Raw genomic sequence first — 17,044 nt, 5'->3', positions numbered from 1 at the left:
GATGTCTGTTGACCTTTTTCAAGTATTATAATAATCACTCCGGATCATGCCATATAGTGCCGAATCACATATTCCCTGATTATTTACATCCGATCCTCGTGTCGTCCCTTCATAAAGCAGCCCGCATTTCTCCATCACTTTTCCGGAACTTGCATTTCTTACATCATATTTCGATTCAATCCGGTTCACTCCGACTTCTTCGAAAAAGAATTTAATGAGACGGCTGAGTGATTCTGTCATATAGCCTTTGCCCCACCACGGCTTGCCCATGCAATAGCCGATATGTACCATGTCAACCGAGTTGTCATGAGCCACTACGCTGATGGTACCGATCGGTCCTTCTGTACCGTGGGGCACGATGGCCCATTGGTAGAAATCATTTTTAACGTATTGCGACGTCCAGTGTCTCAGCGTCAGTCGTGTCACATCCATCGACTGATGTGCCGGCCATGTCAAATACTCTGTCACATCAGGATCCGATGCCCAGTTGTCGAACATCGCTTCAGCATCTTCCATTGCAAGCGGTCGTAAGAGCAGACGTTCTGTCTTTAGCTGTTTCGTTCCCAGATGATTCATGTGCATCACTCCTTGATTCAAGCATATCCTTATTAAATAGTAATCTGCAGAAAATTTAAAGTATTTATCATTCTAATCTCTGAATTCCAGTTTTAGATGGTTAGTATACGCATGTCGGGGCTATCTATATAGTATAGGCATTACTATTAATAGATACCTGCATAAACTGAGAAGAATGTATCGGCATCCAGTTCCATACATACATTGATATGCGGAAAAATAATACCTCCTCGGAAGATTAGAACGACTACCTCTCACCCCGGATAAAAAAGTTGAAGTTCCATTCTGGATATTGTGTAGAAGGTCAAAATATAAAGGAGCATTCGATGAAGAAACCCTTGAGTATTTTGCTGATGACACTATTCATTGCAGGTTGCAGCGGCAATGATGACACGAACGATACGCCGGATACGGAAGAACAGACAGAGGAGGCGACAACCGAGGAAGCAGTTGAAGTTACGTCCGAAGAGCCTTCAGAAGAAGCATCCGACGAGACGGCTCAGGATAATATGGGCTCACAAGCCGAAGAATCCGAAGAGGAAGTGACGGAGGAAACGGAAACAGAATCGATGGATGAACCGACCGAAGAAGGAGCGGGTGGATCTGTCTCGGGACCCTATGAACAGGACAGAGTTACACACCTCACTGCCGAAGACTGCATCATGAGCCGTCTCGATCCACAGTACTGTAACGGTCTGACACTCCAGCAGAAATTTCTCGCCTATCATGCACTGGCATTCCGGAATAAGCTGCCGACTTCACCGAATATCGGCTGTTTCGAATGCATGGTGGACTACTCGTTCGCTGTCATGGATGGCGATCAGGAATATATTCAGATTCCTGAGATGGATGGAAAAGGCGCCCCTTTCATGCCTGGAATTCAGACGTTCATGATTTCCTACGCAAATGAACTGGCGAATTACTTCAACGGCCACCCGGCCCGTCTGCCGGAATATATCGACAGGGACAGCCCCGCAATGACATACCTCTCAAATAACCGTGCATCCGGCAACTATGCAGACCACACCACACATGCCGTCGAAATAGAAGATATCGAGCAGATGAAAAGTGGACTATATGAAGTCCGCATGTTTCGTGAATATGAACATGCCACTTCAGATGGCGTCAGCAACAGTACTGTCGAATATACTGTGCGCAAGACATCCCACGCTTTTGAAATCATCGATTTCAGTGCGGTGGAAAACTGATGGAATGAGGCCACCATTTTGAAGGTGGCCTTTAAAATTACACCATAACACTATCATCGCATCCGAATTCAGCTCCTCCTTTCCATCATTTCATTAAGTGAACCTCCATTTATAGGGTAAAAGTAGGTTAAACCTGAAATTCATGCAACTAGAATTTCAAAGAGACCGAGAGGTGAAGATGATGAAATATCCATATGCCGCTGCATCCCACGGAGCATTGAAAGCAGGGAGACATGGTCGTGCACTGGCGCTGTTTCAGAAAGGGCTGACTTATCGCCTGGGTGAGAGTGAACCCTCCATCAATGTATATTTAAGGTTTTCACAGCATGCATACCTCCACAGCCAGCTGGATATGCTGGATCTCGCGAAGGACTATAAATGCTATCTCAGAAGTCTGGTCTATCGACATGAGAAAGACTATCATGCCGCCTGGAAAACAGTTGAGGGGATTGGTGACGAACGCCTGATCCCTCTCAAAGTCAAAATTCTCTGCGACATGCGCGAAAAGGATAAGCTGATGGCGTTGTCCAATGAAGGGGTGGATGTTCTGTCATATCTGGAATTGGACCGGCAAAAGTCACTGATTACAGCCATGGTCCGGAACCATGAAACTGCCATGGCAAGAAAGATAATCGACAGGACGAAACTGGACAGGGAGCGGTTATACGCTTTACTTGATACAGAAAGCTATCAGCCCGTCATCAAATATAGCTGGCAGTCAATCAAAGAGGAGCATTTGAATGTGGAGGCCGACCCGCTGCCCGAAGACTTGCCATTCTTACTTGAAAGAGTCGATATGCTGGAAACATCACTGCAGCATGCAGCATATGTCCATCTCATCAACCACTTTCATGACCGCCCCCAATACCACAGGATTCTTAACACGCATACGGTCCCCTTCATTGAAGACAATCCCGATCTGCTTGAATATATCACCATCGAGGCCCGCTATTCACTTAAATTCAAAACTGAATCGCTCGGTCCGGCCACTTCACAGCTCGATATGCTTCTCGGACATTATCATAGTGGCAACCACAGTAGAACGGTCACCCGTGCCATCCACCAAATATTGCCGGAGGTCAAGTTGAACGACAGCTACATCCGCTCGATCCGCAAGATGGTACTCGATGGCAATCTCGACCTCTACAACGAGAGGCTGATCCATCTGTTCAAAGAAGACAAAGAGGCGTACAAGGTCTTCCAGTACCCGGCGCTATTCCTCAATACGTCAGTCAACAGAGCAGTGGATAACTATGTTCATTTCCATTTTCCAAGCAGAATCCGGGAACGGATATTCCGACCCCTTGTGGTCGAGCTGGTGGAATCAACCGAGAAGACCACACTGCCAAGGTATTTCGTCAACTATCTGCAAAGAACCCGGCACAAAAAGCTTTCCAATATGTATATCCTCGTCCGCCACACCTATAGAAAAGGTGACAGAGTACAAGTTGAAGACTATGTCAGAGAACTGGTACCGGATAAACAGTTCAAGCTGAGGCTGTATCTGGCTAAATATCTTTATGGTTTCAATGAACTCGAAGATGCGCTGGCCGAGACCAAAGCTGCAGAACGTCTGAACAGTCAGGATGCTGAGCTCTATCAGCACTTCATCAAGATCTACAAACGCATGGGAGATACTGAAAACCTTTTGAAGTACACTGTGAAAATGAAGACAGACTATCCCAAAAAACTATCCGACAGTGAATACGAAAAAGTGAAAGCAGCTCATGAAAACTCAAATAATGACAGGACGCAATCACAGTAAATAAGCGGACATCCAGAGATGTCCGCTTATTCCTATATTCTAGTCAAAATGCTCGATCTTGTATTTCATCTCTTCCTCTGGTGTCAGCAACCTTATCGCCCTGCCGACACTGCCGTTACGTTCATTCCAGATGACATTATGTACTTCGACTGCATTGGAGAAGTCTCCATCCATCCAAGCCTCGAGGGTTTCCATGTAGAAATCCCGATATGCATAATCTGAATTTTTTGCTGTTTCATATTTCTGCTCCAGCCGCTCATCAGTGATTTCAAGGTGCCCCCACTTTTCGGATGCTCTTATTTTCTGATGGGTCATATGATGGAGGCTGTCTGCAAACTGGCGTTCACTCGGCATGCCTGTACTGGTAGCCTCGTCGGATACTTCAAATTCTTCCTCCGATTCTTTCAGCGTGTCCAGCTCCCTCGAAATAGACCCTGAGTTTGCTTCCGATGCACTCTCAGAGCCATTTCCAACCTTTTCTGTTGCCAACCAGTTCTGGGCACTGTCTGTGAAAAACAACATTATGATACTTGCCGCAATCAAACCGACGACAAGTATTGATGATAGACCCCACACTATGATTTTAGTCGATTTCTGCAAAATAGAACGTCCTCTCCTGATGTATAGTAATATAATGAATTAAATCCATATAATGGTTTTTATTTTATCATCAACTACTATCACAATGTAACCCCATCAGGAAAGAACGGTTATTGATTCTAGTATTCTACACGACTCATTGTACGTGTAATATTTTCGAACTTCGTGAATTTCCATTTCAGTGCATTGATGACTGTAAACAGTACAAGCCCGGCACCGATGACCACAACCAGGTAGATGAGTGCATCGCTCGTTGCGAGTGCAGCCTCGAAGTCGAATACGGCTTCACGCAGTGCTGTCACGACATAGCTCATCGGGAGTAATGGATGCAGATATTGGTATAGCGGCCCGGTCGTCTGAATCGGGAATGTGCTCGCACTGGATGATATTTGCAGAATCAAGAAGATGATTGCGATGAATTTACCGACGTTACCCAACAGTGCCACCATGACGGTGATGAACATCATGGCTCCGAGATTCCATAGGACGAGAATCAGAAGGAACATTCCAAGATTTTCGATTTTCAGGTTGAATCCGAATATCAGCACGGCAATGAGCAGTAGTGAAGTAATCAATGTCTGTGCCAAAATCAACAGTAGCTTGCTGATTGTCATATGCATATGGCTTTTGTAGTTCAGGGCAGCACGGTTGATCGGATAAAGTACACTGAAAGCGACACTGCCGAGGAACAGGCTGACAGAAATGATGAACGGTGCAAATGTCTGGCCGTAATTGTCGATATGCGTCACTTCGGATTCCACCACTTCCACCGGATCTGCGATGGAAGACGCATTTTCTTCGGTCAGTGATAACTCTTCCAGCTGTGCATTGCCTTCTGACACCTGCTCAATCATCTGTGTCAGCGAGTCATCCAATGCATTCAACCCTTCCGTAACAGACGCATTGCCCTCTGCAAGCTCACCTGTACCGGATGCGACGCCAGTGCCAAGGTCCTCTATACCGGACTGGACCGACTGGTTGCCTGAAATCAATTCATCTACACCAGCCTGCATCGATGCGACCGGCTGTGCCAGCTCAGGTGTCACCTGGCTTTCATACCCCGCCAGATTTTCATTCAGCTGGCTCAGCCCATTTGTCACCTGCTGATTTCCTGCTGCGAGATCCGAGGAAGAGGAATCGACATTTGTACCGATATCTTCGATACCGGTCTGAAGGTCTTCACTGCCGGTAATGAGCTCATCGATACCGGACTGCATTTCATTCAATGCATCGATCAGTTCAGTATTGCTTGATTTGATATCTTCAAGGTTTTCAAGTAGATTCTCAGTATAAAGTTCCGTAATCGACTGGCCGATCTCGTCTTTGATTGCTGTTCCGGCCTGGCCTCCCATGACAGATCCCAGGTAGTTGTACCCTGGATTCGTCTCTATTTCGATGGATACTTTTTTCGGTGTTTCGTCAAGCAGCGTTGCGGCATCGCTTGAAGCCGACTCTGGTATGACGACAACAGCGTACGCTTCACCCTGTTCCAACGAGGTATCGGCCGCTTCACGGTCTGACATATTCCAGTCGAATTTATCATTATCCTCCAGCGCTTCCGTAATATCTGCACCTAGGTTGATATCTTCCCCACCTACAGTTGCCCCTTCATCATGATTGACCACATGTATCTTCAGATTGTCCGTCTGGGAGTAGGGATCCCACATCGAGCCCAGGAAGATTGACGTATAGATTGCAGGAATCGTCGCTATCGCGAGTAGTGAGATGATCAGTATGGGCCTTGTCATCAGATGTTTAAAATCTTCGAACATTGCATTTCCTCTTTCCAAAGTATAATATATTAACAAACACTGTGTTCATTATTTTACTCGGTGTCGCTTAAAGTTCAACCATCAATAAATACACGAAAGTTGCTTATTCAACACATATTACGCAACTGTCGCTTATCTGGAAAGAAGAGAAAAGTTATGGTAAATGATAAAAAGGACCTGCGAACCATCAAAACTAAGCGAGCCATTGATGCTGCATTCACAAAACTCATTCAAGAAAAAGGATTTGAAGCAATGACGATTAAAGACATTGCTGAGGAGGCAGTAATTAATCGAGGCACATTCTATAAGCATTATCTGGATAAGTACGATCTGCTGGAATCTTATGAGAATGCACTGCTCCAGGGGGTCGCGGAAATATTGACACGTAATATTGAAGAAAAGCAGAATCCATTATCGATGGGCATGCCAAAGAAAATCGCCACACAAATGTTCGAGTACGTGGATGAGAATGCAGATAAGATTATTACCTTATTTAATAATCATGGGGGAAATCAGTTCGAACATAAAGTGCGCACTTACATGTACGACTACTATCAGACGCATAGTTATATGCTGGTTGATGAGACGAAATTACGCGTTGACCGGTCCTACTTGATTGCTTATATTACCAATGCACATGTCGGACTCATGCGGACGTGGCTTGAAACTGGAAGAAAGGAATCCAGTGAAGCACTTGCTGACATTCTTGAAATACTGACCGTCAAAGGACCATTCTACGCTGCGGGTCTGATCGATTAGAAAAGGAGCCTTAAAAGGCTCCTATACATTGATGATTTATGCTGTTGTGCGCTTATGGCTCGTTCGTTTTCTGCGTGCAGTATCAAGTTCATCATCTGTACTACCTAATGTCTGTTTCAAGTATTCCGGCACCTGATTATACGTGATGATTCGATCGAGCGTCTTCCTGAACATATAATTCTTTTCATCCGTAATTCTGTAGATGGCGATGCTCATGTTTCTTTTTTCAAGTACAGAATTGAACGGTTTCTCACGCTTCTCCTCACGGCTCACTTTCTTCTCGAACGGTTTGCTGAAATGCCGCTTCAGCCGTCTGGCGATATTGGTACTGTGTCCAACATAGAAGAGATCCGATCCTTTATAGATCATGTAGACACCAGTAAGTGTCTCCTCTTCCGAAAGATTGAATGCCTTCTGGAGCTTTCGATCCAGATCCTTAAGGTCGACAGCTCTTCTGCCATCATCCGTCTTGATGATGGATGGGGAGACCTGTGCCGATTCAATCCCCTTTTTCCAGATCTGGTTCGCATCCTTGCCGAACTGCTTCATGATGCTGTCCATTTCCTTATTCATATTGCGCAATTGTCTCGCCATTTATAATCACCTCATCGTCTATATTCCCCAAAAGCACCATAAAGATACATGATTCGATTGAATATATGATTCTGCCTCCTATCAATTTCCATATATATGCATATGTCATTCATCAAGTGGATATCTTCATGATAAAATAGAGATGTAATATTCAATCATATATGGTACATAAGGTGGAGGAAAATGAAGAAACTTCTAATGTCTTCAGTTTTAGCAGGAGCTGTTCTTTTGAGCGGATGTACAGTCTGGGATGACACTGTTACCAACTTCAAATCCAACACGGAAGGTCTCGATCGTAAAATCACCGTCTATAGTCAGACCGGCGAAGTGATTGCCGAGTACGAAGGCGAAAATGTCAGAACCGAAGTCAATGATGGCGGCCAGCTGATCATCAACCTCAATGGCAAGCGCGTCCAGGTGCTGAACGCCAATGTCATCATTGAAGAAAACACAGCAGAATAACGTAAATCCATCATGGTACACTCGTCAAATTGTGATGAGTGTACTTTTTGTTGTTGCGTAACATATGATAATATTTTTGTTTATTGTTACAATTCAGAAAAGGAGATGAATACATTGCAGATCAAACAACGGACAAACCGCTTGAAAACATTCATGAAAGATAATGCTATCGATGTCGCTTTCATTTCAAACTTTGAAAATCAGTTCTACTTCAGTGGACTGAAGGCCATCCTCTACTCGAGACCCATTCTGCTGGTCATCGAAAAGGAACAGGAGAGTCTTGTCATTCCGACACTCGAAGAAGCGCACGCAAAAGAGAAGACGGATGCTGACCATCTGTATGTTTACCACGAAGTCGAAAACAGGAAAGGCGGAATGTCATATCACGAGCAGGTCGATACCGTCATTTCAAAACTCGAACCTGGCAGCACGGTCGGCATCGAATACAATGCACTGCCGACGGATATTACACTGAAACTCATGGAACAGGGATTCGATATCCGTAATATCCAGAACGAGGTTGCGACGATGCGCGCAGTCAAAAGCGATGAGGAGATCGAGGCGATGCGCCACTCCGGCCGACTCGTCAGCAATGCATTGGAGCAGACGATTACAAATACAAAAGCGGGCATGTCGGAACTTGAAATCGACTACTACGGCAATGAGTATCTGTTCAAGGAAGTACCGAAGCATTTCCCGAACTCGACACTGGACTACTTCGTCATGTCCCCTTCCGGACTGTCCAGGACAAATATGCCGCATGTCTTCTCGAACACCAGACAGCTCGAGAATCAGGACATCATCATCCATAGCCGTCAAGTCGGACTCAATGGCTACCGCGCAGAATGCGAACGTACATACTTTGTCGGAGAACCAACAGAACGCCAGCGGGAAGTCTTTAACGTCATGGTGCGTGCACAGCAGGCTGCCCTTGATTTCATCAAGGTGGGTGTGACAGCGAAAGACGTAAACCAGCAGGCACTGGATGTCATTAAAGCAGCCGGACTCGAAGAATATGTTGTACACAGAACCGGACACGGCATCGGTGTGGGCTTCCATGAAGAACCTTCACTTCGCTTCGATAATGACCTTGTACTGGAAGCCGGCATGGTGTTCTGCATCGAGCCGGGCATCTACATTCCTGATGTCGGTGGCTTCAGACATTCCGATACAGTCGTGCTCACTGAACAGGGCACAGAAGTCATTACAGACTACCCGAAAAATATTGATTCATTGATTATCAGATAAAAATTATAGAGTCCCCGAGCAAATTTTGCTCGGGGACTCTATAATTTTATTTTTTACTTTGCTTCTTCAATCGTCTGATATAGAAGATCAAACCGGCGATGATGATCAGAAGTACAGCAATACCTGCTATGAACCAGTAATTTATAGACTGCTCATCTTCCAGCTCCACCGCTTCTTCGTTGATTGTTTCATCCTCTGCGCTAATCTGAAAACTTTCATCCCACTGCCATTTATTTTCACCATCTGTTGCGGTCATCTCCAACCGATATTCTCCCGCTTCAAGCGGTTCATTCTCCCAGTTGATGATAAATGGCATGACAGAATTCGGTGCCATTCTAATTCCTTCCTGCTCGACTGTACGGAGAGGAGATGTCTCCTCCTCACGGAACACATCAGCTGTTATGGATACTTCGGACATCATGACGGGCTGTGTATTGCGGACATTTGCCGTCACAGCAGTTCGATAGTTGACGAGACCAGGTATAACACTGGCCAATTCCAGCTCAGGATCGACAGTTTCATCGTTTTGGGATAATCTGACTCCGATAACGTAGGCATATTTATTCTGAATGCTGACACCTTCCGCTTCATCCACTTCCGCATCGGCCTTTTGAAAATGCAGTCCACCGAGTTTGATACCATCAAATGTTGTATCGTTCATATTGATTTGTGTCTCGATTGTCCTGGACTCTCCTGCTGGGATAGTCCATTCATTTGCGGACAACTCGACCAGCTCAGTTACAGGTTCAGTCAGGCTCTCATCGACTTCCTTCTCTTCATAGACAACCAGCCCATTGCTGTTCGTACTTGCGTTCAGCACTTCACCATTGACAGTAAGTTCCTCATTCTCATGGTTATAGATGGTGAGTGTCAACGTCTGTTCGTGATTCCGCTCCACTCGAAGATCATAGTACGTAACGGACGTATCCACTTGATTATCAGGCAGTTCTGCCTCAACCGAGAATCCTACTCTATCCTCTGCGCCTGCATCAGTCGTAAAACTGGTGCTCATGAGCACCATACCCAAAACCATAGCTGCTTGCATCAACCTGACCATTTTAAATCTCCTTCCAATCGTAAAACTAAAAAATATCCTCCTGACTTCACGTTAAAGTAATGTCTGGAGGAAATGTGTTTTATTGCGGTGTATTTTCTAGAGTCCAAGTAATCGTTGCTGTATGATCTCCGAGGGTTGCAGCTCCTGCTGGTACTTCGAGTGTTACATTATCATTTGACGTTGCACCAGTTGCTGATGGAAACCAACGCGCGATCCATGATCCTAGACCTGTGTCTGCACCTGCATTTACTACTGTTGAAACTGTACCATCAGAACTCAGTTCAATCGTATCAGATGGTGTGGGTGCGCCACTTGAGCTTGTAGTGTTCATTGTTGTTCCAGTTAGAGTAAGTTCTGCACCCGGCAAGGAAGAGATAGCTGTATCACCTTCACCGGTAGTAAAACTGCTCATTTCAGCAGTCACATGCCATCCTGCGCCAGTACCACGACGGTCCGTAACTTGTACAAACGGTCGCAAAGTCGTTGACTCATATGTTTCCAAGCTGGATTCAATCTGATGACTGCCAAATTCCAAGGATGATACATAATCGAGCGTCAAAGGACCAGTTTCTCCTGTAGGTGGGTTTGTAGGATCACCTGGCGTACCTGATTCTGGATCATACGTTTCTTCTGGTGTTGTTGGATCAAGCACATCCGGTGCGCCATCTCCTGGTGTAAATGTAATCTCAGCCTCGGAATCTGCAGCACTTGCAACGCTGCTAAGAGAAGATACGGAAAGTGACGTGACCAAAAGTGCTGTCAAAACTGTTTTGAATTTCATTTTTTTCTCCTTTTATATAATCTTTTAATTTGATATATCTATAACTTAAGGGGCATCTACGATGGTCCATGTAATCGTGGCACCGTAAGTGCCGACACGCACATCTCCTGGTGAGACTTCTACCAGTGGCCCTTCATTTTCAGGCCAATTGATTTCAGATATCGGATCATTGCCTGTCTGACCAGAGTAGACTTCTACAGGTTCGTTGTTCAATGACTGGCTGTTCGAGGCCGAATCGACGTAGACAAGCCCATCCGAAATTGTATGCATGCCATCAGAAGCTCTCAATTCTGTGGCTTCTGCCATGATGGTGAAGGGACTGCCAGCGCCTCTGGTGTCTATTACTTCGAGACTCCAATTAGTATCCGCTCTCGGTATCCTTGCTGATATGGATTCAATTGAAGTGGTCTCAAAAGCTATCCGGCCCGGAACAGTTTGGAAAGCAATAGTCGCCTCGATTACCGTTACCTCAGCAGATGGGCTTACATTGCCAGCTTCATCGACCAACTCGACAGTGATCACCGTATCAGGTGCTTGGGAAGGTATACTCACTGAAAAATTGCCTTCTGAATCCACACTACCTTCATACTCCTGCCCTTCTATCTTAACCAGAACTGTTGTGCCCGGTTCTCCGTTGCCCTCTACAGTCGTTTTATTACTATAGACCGGGTTGACGATGGGCTGCTCTGGTGGTGTTGTGTCCGGGGCTTCGAGAACGACAATTCTTGTCTCCGCACTTTCGTATCCCGAAGCATCGATGATACGCCCGACAATTTCACTCCCGACCTCTAAAGACGGTACTGAAACCGTAAAGTCACCGGTCCTATCAACTTGAGCTTCATAGGTATCACCGCTAATTTCCAACCTGATTGTCGTGTTCGGTGCACCAGTACCTGTAACTACTGTGTCTGTTGCATAAACCGGATCGTCAAATATTGGTGCTTCGGGACGGGTTGGGGCAGCCAAGGTCGTCGTTGCCGGATTCCCTGATATTACAGACAAATCGACCAATTGCCTCGTCGCTTCTGAATAGAATCTGTATTCTCCTGTGTCTGTCAGTGGCAGCTCTTCGAGATCGATGTTAAGAGTATAGGTGTAATAGGAAAGCAAACCTAGCGTAAGTAGATTCCTGACTTCCATATATACTTGGTTGCCTTCAATCTGAATCTGTTGGGTAGTGAAGTTTCCACGATTTCTGCTGACTAGTCCAGGCACATTATATGATGCTGTCAAATTGGACTTGGTAATCGTATTCATGATCTCAGGAGGTAGTGAAAAAATGGCATAGGCGTTCGATACAAGACCAAGGTTTAGAATACTATCCCCCCGGTATGTCAACGTGATTCTTTCCTTTCCATTCACCGTACTTCTCTGGGCATTCAATGTTGTATTGGTCAGGAGCCTGAGATCAAGCAATCCAGGATCTTGAACTTGAAAGGGCTGAAATACCACATCCTGTTCTTCCTCTTCTGTTAATTCCTCAGATGTTACTTCCTCTGTTTCTTCTTCTGGAACCGCGAGATCAGTATCCGGCACTTCGCTCGATTCTTCGATTACTTCTTGTGAGTCATCAACATCCGCCTCTTGCTGATCGACAGCTCCAGATGATTGCTCATTCTCCTGTTCCATATTTGGAACCCCTTCAATGGACACCTCACCGGATTCTGTCTGATCTAATTCATTCTCATCTATGTGTTCTTCTTCTGGTCGTGGATTTATATCTTTTATTTCTGTTGCATCTTCAGCTGAATTCTCGGTTTCACCATAAACATAGTTTTTGCTATCTATAGAAAATATGGAGAACCATACCAATAGAACGACAAACAGATATCGATTGCAGCAATTTTTATGTCTCATGATCCTCTCCCTTCGTTTTGGATTAAAAGTATTATAGCATGAAGTGTAAATTAATGGTATATATATTTTATATTTACATAAACACTATTAGTTTACATATAACAACTTAGTATATAATTACAACTTGATTTCAAAATACATGCTTTAAGCATATTTATTCTGATCTCATCAACCGTATCTCACTCCATTTCGTTTAATCCTATTATCCGGGGGTATCTAACTATTAAATATAATACGCATTAAGGTATAGACAATGGAGGCGTAACATATGGGAAGAATTGAATCATTCGCAAGTGAGACGGATCTGCTTGGCAGAATAGAGCATCTGAAATTGAATGGTGTACGGGAAGAACAGATGACTGTCGTTACCAACGAAAGTCTTGAGGGTACGAAACTGGAACATCTAAATGTGAATACGAGGAGTACCGAGGTGGATACTTGGGATCGGGTCGTTGCTTGGTTCGCTGACGAAGATCCCGAAACTCAGGTGATGAACAGCATGCAACTGACGCCGGAAGAGCAGGAGGAGTACAAGTCTGCACTGAAGGATGGCAAACTGCTGCTGCACATCGATGAGCGGACGGGTTCTGTAGATGAAAAGCCTGGAGCACCAAGCAGTAACTACACCTATAGGGATGAGGATACGCGTGCTGCTGGCCACAGAACGGCTGATCTCACTGCCAATAGATCATCATCTGCTGCCGAAGAGACGATGCAGCTTCATGAAGAAAGACTGAACATCGACAAGCAGAATGTCAAAGTTGGCGAAGTCGGCATCGACAAACATGTCGTGACGGAGCTTCAGGAATTTGACGTGCCGGTGGATCGCGAAGAAGTCACTGTGGATAGACTGCCAGTCGAAGGTAGTCCAACGGTCGAAGCATATAGCCGGGATGACTCTGATGATGAAGAGGGTGTCATGCGCATCCCGCTTACGGAAGAACGTATACGGATCGTTAAGGAAAAAGTGGTGACTGAAGAGATTGTCATCCGAAAAAACATCGTAACGGACAAGGAGCATATCTCAGAAGAAGTGCGTCGTGAAGAAGTGGACATCACAGAAACAGACAACAATTCAGTTCGCTACGATGACCGAAGAAGATAGAATCAGAATATTCTAAGGCAGTGCCGAATAATTGGCACTGCCCTTTTTTTATATATAGAAAATTTCATCGCAAACAAAGACTATGACAAAAAACACCCGGACCTTCGTGGTCCGGATGTTTGATAAATCTCTGCCTATAAAATAACTAGTCGTCCGCTTCGTTCTCATCATCCTCTGTTTCCTCTGCCTCATCTTCACTTTCATCCACTCCGGCACCGCCCGTTCCGGGGTCGAGTTCAACGTCTTCCTCCGAGCAGGCAGCCAGTGCGATGATGAATACAGGGACCATCAGAAGCCTCATCAATTTGGACATTACATTCACTCCTTGTCATAAAATGCTCTGATATGGAAAGTACCCGCAGCTGGTCTATGTAAACACCCGAACCTGCTGATCCGGATGATCTTAAGGATATATGACGCTGATAACAGGTCACCTAGTCCCCTTCTTCGTCGCCAGCATCGTTCTCTTCCATTTCTTCCTCTGCCTCATCTTCTTCGACTTCAGTCTCATCGACTTCCACCGTGTCACCGTTGCAGGCTGCCAGTGCCATCGCAAACATCGGTACCATCAGCAGCTTCATTCTTTTAGACATCATGTTCACCCCTCATCATAAATGCTTTGATTTAGAAGTACCCTGTTTATTCATGAATAAACCCCGACCACAATGGACCGGGGAGTAGTATAAGTTCATGCTGCTGCCTTCAGCTTGTTTGCAACCACTTCAAGCAGGATGGCAACAATCAGGATCATATAGGTGATCATGCCCACTTCGTTCATATCATAGTAAAAGCCGCTCGACATGAACAGTGCATACCCGATGCCCCCCGCACCTGCCGCCGCTCCCATCGCAACGGCGACTCCGAAATTGATTTCGAATCTCAGGAAAGTCCAGGCGATGAGAAATGATTTTGTCTGTGGGATGACGACATGGAACAAAATATGAAAATAATTGGATCCTGTTGCCCTCAGTGCCTCGATCTTACCTTCATCTATCTCCTCGAATGCTTCCGAGTAGGCCTTCACCAGATAAGCGATGGAGTGGAAGACCATCCCGATGATGGCTGCCACAGATCCGAGTCCTGCAGCAATCGCGAAGATAAGCACCCATAGTACTGTCGGTACCGCTCTGACGATGGTGATGAACGTTTTGATGGTCTGACTGACCCATGGTTTCGACAGGTTCATCGCTGCACCGAATGCGAGAAACAGTGAAATCACTGCGCCCAGTATGGTGGACAGGAAAGCCAGGGATAAGGTGATGATGACCTGCCATATGGCACTGCCGAGAGTAATCTGATTTAACTGGGGCATGAGGAACATGTCTCTTAGATTTACAAGCGTTCCGGTGATTGCGGGCCATAACTCGAGTCCTTTATAGTCCATCATGAAAAATCCAGCGATGGTGAAAAGGATGGTTGCGATGATGAGCATCCGGAACTTCAGCTGTCCCTTGTTCGGTCGGCTGATCTTGATCTTGCCTTTACTGCTGCGATCGACATATGTACTCATTATAGTATTTCCCTCCTTATCAGGTTGGAGATGGCCTCGATAATAAGGACGGCGACAACGATTGCGAGCGTGATGAGCGATACCATCTCATAGTTCAGCTGCTTATAGTAGAGATCGAACAGGTACCCGATACCCGTCCCGGTCAAAAGTCCGACAAGCGTGGCACTTCTGATGTTCGTCTCGATCATGAAGAGCACCCAGCTGAACATCTGCGGCATGCTTTCCGGAATTACAGCTTTTGAAATGACCTGAGGATACGTCGCACCCGTCGCTTTCAGTGCTTCGACCGTATCACCGGATGTTTCATCGATGGTTTCGATGAATGCTCTCACCAGGAAACCGAACGTCCCGAAGAACAGTGCCAGAAAGCCGGTCGCAGCATTTGTACCGAAGCTGAGTACTAGGATGAGTGCCCATGCGACCACGGGTATATTACGGCTGATGGATGCAACGAGCTTTGCAAAATACATCAGGAAGCCGTTGACGCTTGTACGCTTCGAACCGACAATCGCAAAAATCATGGCGAAGAATGCGGCTGTCGTCGTCGACACGATGGAGATGAGTATCGTTTCCCAGAGCAGTCGCAGTACAGTCGGCAACCGGCTTAATGTACTGCCACTGAAGTACATGTTGGCAAACAGCCACTGGAGCGCGGCAGGGATCGATGCCAGACCGTCGATATGATTGTAGTTGGTGATGCTGCCGCTCACAATGATCAGTGCGAGAAGGATGAGCCCGGTAATAAAGAGCTTCATGTGCTTCTTTCTTATGATATTGATGTCCGTCGCATGGATTGAACTTGATTTTTCCATCTGTACCACACCTATTCCACTATCAGCTCTTCAAGATTCGAGCCATATATGTGATTGATTGATTCAGCCGTAATGGCTTCCGGAACATCATTGAAGACGATGCTGCCGTCATTGAGTCCGATGATCCGGTCGGAATACTGCTTGGCGACATCCAGCTGGTGGAGATTGACGATAATGGTGATATCCTTCTCCCGTGAAATGCGTCTCAAATATTCCATGATGATCCTGGACGAATTCGGGTCGAGGGAGGCGATCGGTTCATCACACAAGATGATCTTCGGGTCCTGAATCAGTGCGCGGGCGATGCCGACACGCTGCTTCTGTCCCCCACTGAGTTCATCACAGCGACTATAGATCTGCTCTGAGATCCCAAGTTCCGAGATGATTTCAACAGCCTTCTCCTTCTCTGCTTCCGAATACATCGAGAAGATGCCTTGGAGGCTGCTCTTATAGCCGAGGCGACCATGCAGCACATTTTCGAATACACTCAGACGGTCGACAAGGTTATAGTGCTGGAATATCATACCGATGTCGGTCCGCATATGCCGCAGTGCTTTGCCCTTCATATTGAGGGTGTCTTTGTCCTGGAAACGGATGACACCGCTATTCGGTTCGATCATCCGGTTGATGATCCGAAGCAGTGTGGACTTGCCGGCACCGGAAGGACCGATGATGGAGAGTACCTCCCCTTTCCTGATGTCAAAAGAGATGTCTTTGAGCACTTTGCTACTTCCCGAATACGACTTGTCAATATTCTTGATTTCCATTATGACCGGTACGTCCTCAACCGACAGCTTCTCCTGCGCCGCTTCCTCGGGAAAAGGAAAGACGACTTCCTGCGTCTTTTTTTCCGCTGTATTATCTGGTCTGGTCAGCGTTTCTACATTCATCGATTACCCTCCAAAATAAAGAAGAGAGGCGTGCCTCCCTTCAAAAGT

General features: G+C 45.9%; 18 protein-coding genes. 6 read left to right on the top strand and 12 right to left on the bottom strand.

Annotation, left to right across the window (positions count from 1 at the left end):
* Nucleotides 1-18: 18 nt before the first annotated feature.
* Entirely contained in the window at nt 19-576 is a 558-nt protein-coding gene (locus tag GQ671_RS07360) for a GNAT family N-acetyltransferase (protein WP_160654902.1), read from the bottom strand.
* Between the two features lie 326 nt (nt 577-902).
* Here GQ671_RS07360 and GQ671_RS07355 point away from each other — a divergent pair, with 326 nt between their 5' ends.
* Both GQ671_RS07355 and GQ671_RS07350 read left to right on the top strand, forming a co-directional pair.
* Nucleotides 903-1,784: a hypothetical protein gene (locus GQ671_RS07355; RefSeq protein ID WP_160654899.1), complete on the top strand. Its 882-nt coding sequence runs from the start codon at nt 903-905 to the stop codon at nt 1,782-1,784.
* Nucleotides 1,785-1,965: 181 nt separating this feature from the next.
* Nucleotides 1,966-3,549 (top strand): hypothetical protein, encoded by a 1,584-nt coding sequence (locus tag GQ671_RS07350; RefSeq protein WP_160654896.1) that lies wholly within the window; start codon nt 1,966-1,968, stop codon nt 3,547-3,549.
* A 39-nt stretch (nt 3,550-3,588) separates the two neighbouring features.
* On the opposite strand, the gene GQ671_RS07345 is transcribed toward GQ671_RS07350, so the two are convergent.
* Together GQ671_RS07345 and GQ671_RS07340 are read right to left on the bottom strand one after the other, a co-directional pair.
* Nucleotides 3,589-4,149, bottom strand: a complete 561-nt coding sequence (locus GQ671_RS07345; protein WP_160654893.1) for a DUF6241 domain-containing protein — start codon at nt 4,147-4,149, stop codon at nt 3,589-3,591.
* 119 nt (nt 4,150-4,268) lie between these two features.
* Nucleotides 4,269-5,921: a YhgE/Pip domain-containing protein gene (locus GQ671_RS07340; RefSeq protein WP_160654890.1), complete on the bottom strand. Its 1,653-nt coding sequence runs from the start codon at nt 5,919-5,921 to the stop codon at nt 4,269-4,271.
* A gap of 156 nt (nt 5,922-6,077) precedes the next feature.
* Here GQ671_RS07340 and GQ671_RS07335 point away from each other — a divergent pair, with 156 nt between their 5' ends.
* The gene (locus GQ671_RS07335) at nt 6,078-6,680 is read left to right on the top strand and encodes a TetR/AcrR family transcriptional regulator (RefSeq protein ID WP_160654887.1); all 603 of its coding nucleotides are present in this window, start codon (nt 6,078-6,080) and stop codon (nt 6,678-6,680) included.
* A gap of 36 nt (nt 6,681-6,716) precedes the next feature.
* On the opposite strand, the gene GQ671_RS07330 is transcribed toward GQ671_RS07335, so the two are convergent.
* A complete protein-coding gene (locus tag GQ671_RS07330) occupies nt 6,717-7,274 on the bottom strand; it encodes a GIY-YIG nuclease family protein (protein WP_160654884.1) in 558 nt (185 codons plus the stop codon).
* Between the two features lie 183 nt (nt 7,275-7,457).
* Between GQ671_RS07330 and GQ671_RS07325 the strand changes: the two genes are divergently transcribed.
* The gene (locus GQ671_RS07325; RefSeq protein WP_160654880.1) at nt 7,458-7,736 is read left to right on the top strand and encodes a DUF5052 domain-containing protein; all 279 of its coding nucleotides are present in this window, start codon (nt 7,458-7,460) and stop codon (nt 7,734-7,736) included.
* Nucleotides 7,737-7,850: 114 nt separating this feature from the next.
* Entirely contained in the window at nt 7,851-8,984 is a 1,134-nt protein-coding gene (locus tag GQ671_RS07320) for a M24 family metallopeptidase (protein WP_407690715.1), read from the top strand.
* Nucleotides 8,985-9,030: 46 nt separating this feature from the next.
* Here GQ671_RS07320 and GQ671_RS07315 read toward each other — a convergent pair whose 3' ends face one another.
* The 3 genes from GQ671_RS07315 to GQ671_RS07305 all read right to left on the bottom strand — a co-directional run bounded on the left by GQ671_RS07315 (nt 9,031) and on the right by GQ671_RS07305 (nt 12,679).
* Nucleotides 9,031-10,041, bottom strand: a complete 1,011-nt coding sequence (locus tag GQ671_RS07315) for a DUF916 and DUF3324 domain-containing protein (RefSeq protein WP_160654873.1) — start codon at nt 10,039-10,041, stop codon at nt 9,031-9,033.
* A gap of 79 nt (nt 10,042-10,120) precedes the next feature.
* Complete coding sequence (locus GQ671_RS07310) at nt 10,121-10,822, bottom strand: WxL domain-containing protein (protein ID WP_160654870.1); 702 nt, start codon at nt 10,820-10,822, stop codon at nt 10,121-10,123.
* A 45-nt stretch (nt 10,823-10,867) separates the two neighbouring features.
* Nucleotides 10,868-12,679, bottom strand: a complete 1,812-nt coding sequence (locus tag GQ671_RS07305; RefSeq protein ID WP_160654867.1) for an Ig-like domain-containing protein — start codon at nt 12,677-12,679, stop codon at nt 10,868-10,870.
* Nucleotides 12,680-12,947: 268 nt separating this feature from the next.
* Between GQ671_RS07305 and GQ671_RS07300 the strand changes: the two genes are divergently transcribed.
* On the top strand, nt 12,948-13,784 hold the full coding sequence (locus GQ671_RS07300) for a DUF2382 domain-containing protein (protein ID WP_160654863.1): 837 nt from the start codon (nt 12,948-12,950) through the stop codon (nt 13,782-13,784).
* 145 nt (nt 13,785-13,929) lie between these two features.
* Here the strand turns inward: GQ671_RS07300 and GQ671_RS07295 are convergent, their stop codons facing one another.
* The 5 genes from GQ671_RS07295 to phnC all read right to left on the bottom strand — a co-directional run bounded on the left by GQ671_RS07295 (nt 13,930) and on the right by phnC (nt 16,996).
* The gene (locus tag GQ671_RS07295; RefSeq protein WP_160654860.1) at nt 13,930-14,097 is read right to left on the bottom strand and encodes a hypothetical protein; all 168 of its coding nucleotides are present in this window, start codon (nt 14,095-14,097) and stop codon (nt 13,930-13,932) included.
* Between the two features lie 121 nt (nt 14,098-14,218).
* On the bottom strand, nt 14,219-14,377 hold the full coding sequence (locus tag GQ671_RS07290) for a hypothetical protein (protein WP_160654857.1): 159 nt from the start codon (nt 14,375-14,377) through the stop codon (nt 14,219-14,221).
* 95 nt (nt 14,378-14,472) lie between these two features.
* Complete coding sequence (locus GQ671_RS07285) at nt 14,473-15,294, bottom strand: PhnE/PtxC family ABC transporter permease (protein ID WP_160654854.1); 822 nt, start codon at nt 15,292-15,294, stop codon at nt 14,473-14,475.
* Entirely contained in the window at nt 15,294-16,106 is an 813-nt protein-coding gene (locus tag GQ671_RS07280) for a PhnE/PtxC family ABC transporter permease (protein ID WP_160654851.1), read from the bottom strand. Before GQ671_RS07280 ends, GQ671_RS07285 begins: the two co-directional genes overlap by 1 nt.
* 11 nt (nt 16,107-16,117) lie before the next feature.
* Complete coding sequence (gene phnC, locus GQ671_RS07275; RefSeq protein WP_160654848.1) at nt 16,118-16,996, bottom strand: phosphonate ABC transporter ATP-binding protein; 879 nt, start codon at nt 16,994-16,996, stop codon at nt 16,118-16,120.
* Nucleotides 16,997-17,044 lie beyond the last annotated feature (48 nt).

The organism is Salinicoccus hispanicus (assembly GCF_009831115.1).
Taxonomy (GTDB): Bacteria; Bacillota; Bacilli; order Staphylococcales; family Salinicoccaceae; genus Salinicoccus; species Salinicoccus hispanicus.
The sequence above is the reverse complement of the archived record's forward strand: the minus strand, read 5'-3'. Positions and strand labels throughout refer to the sequence as shown.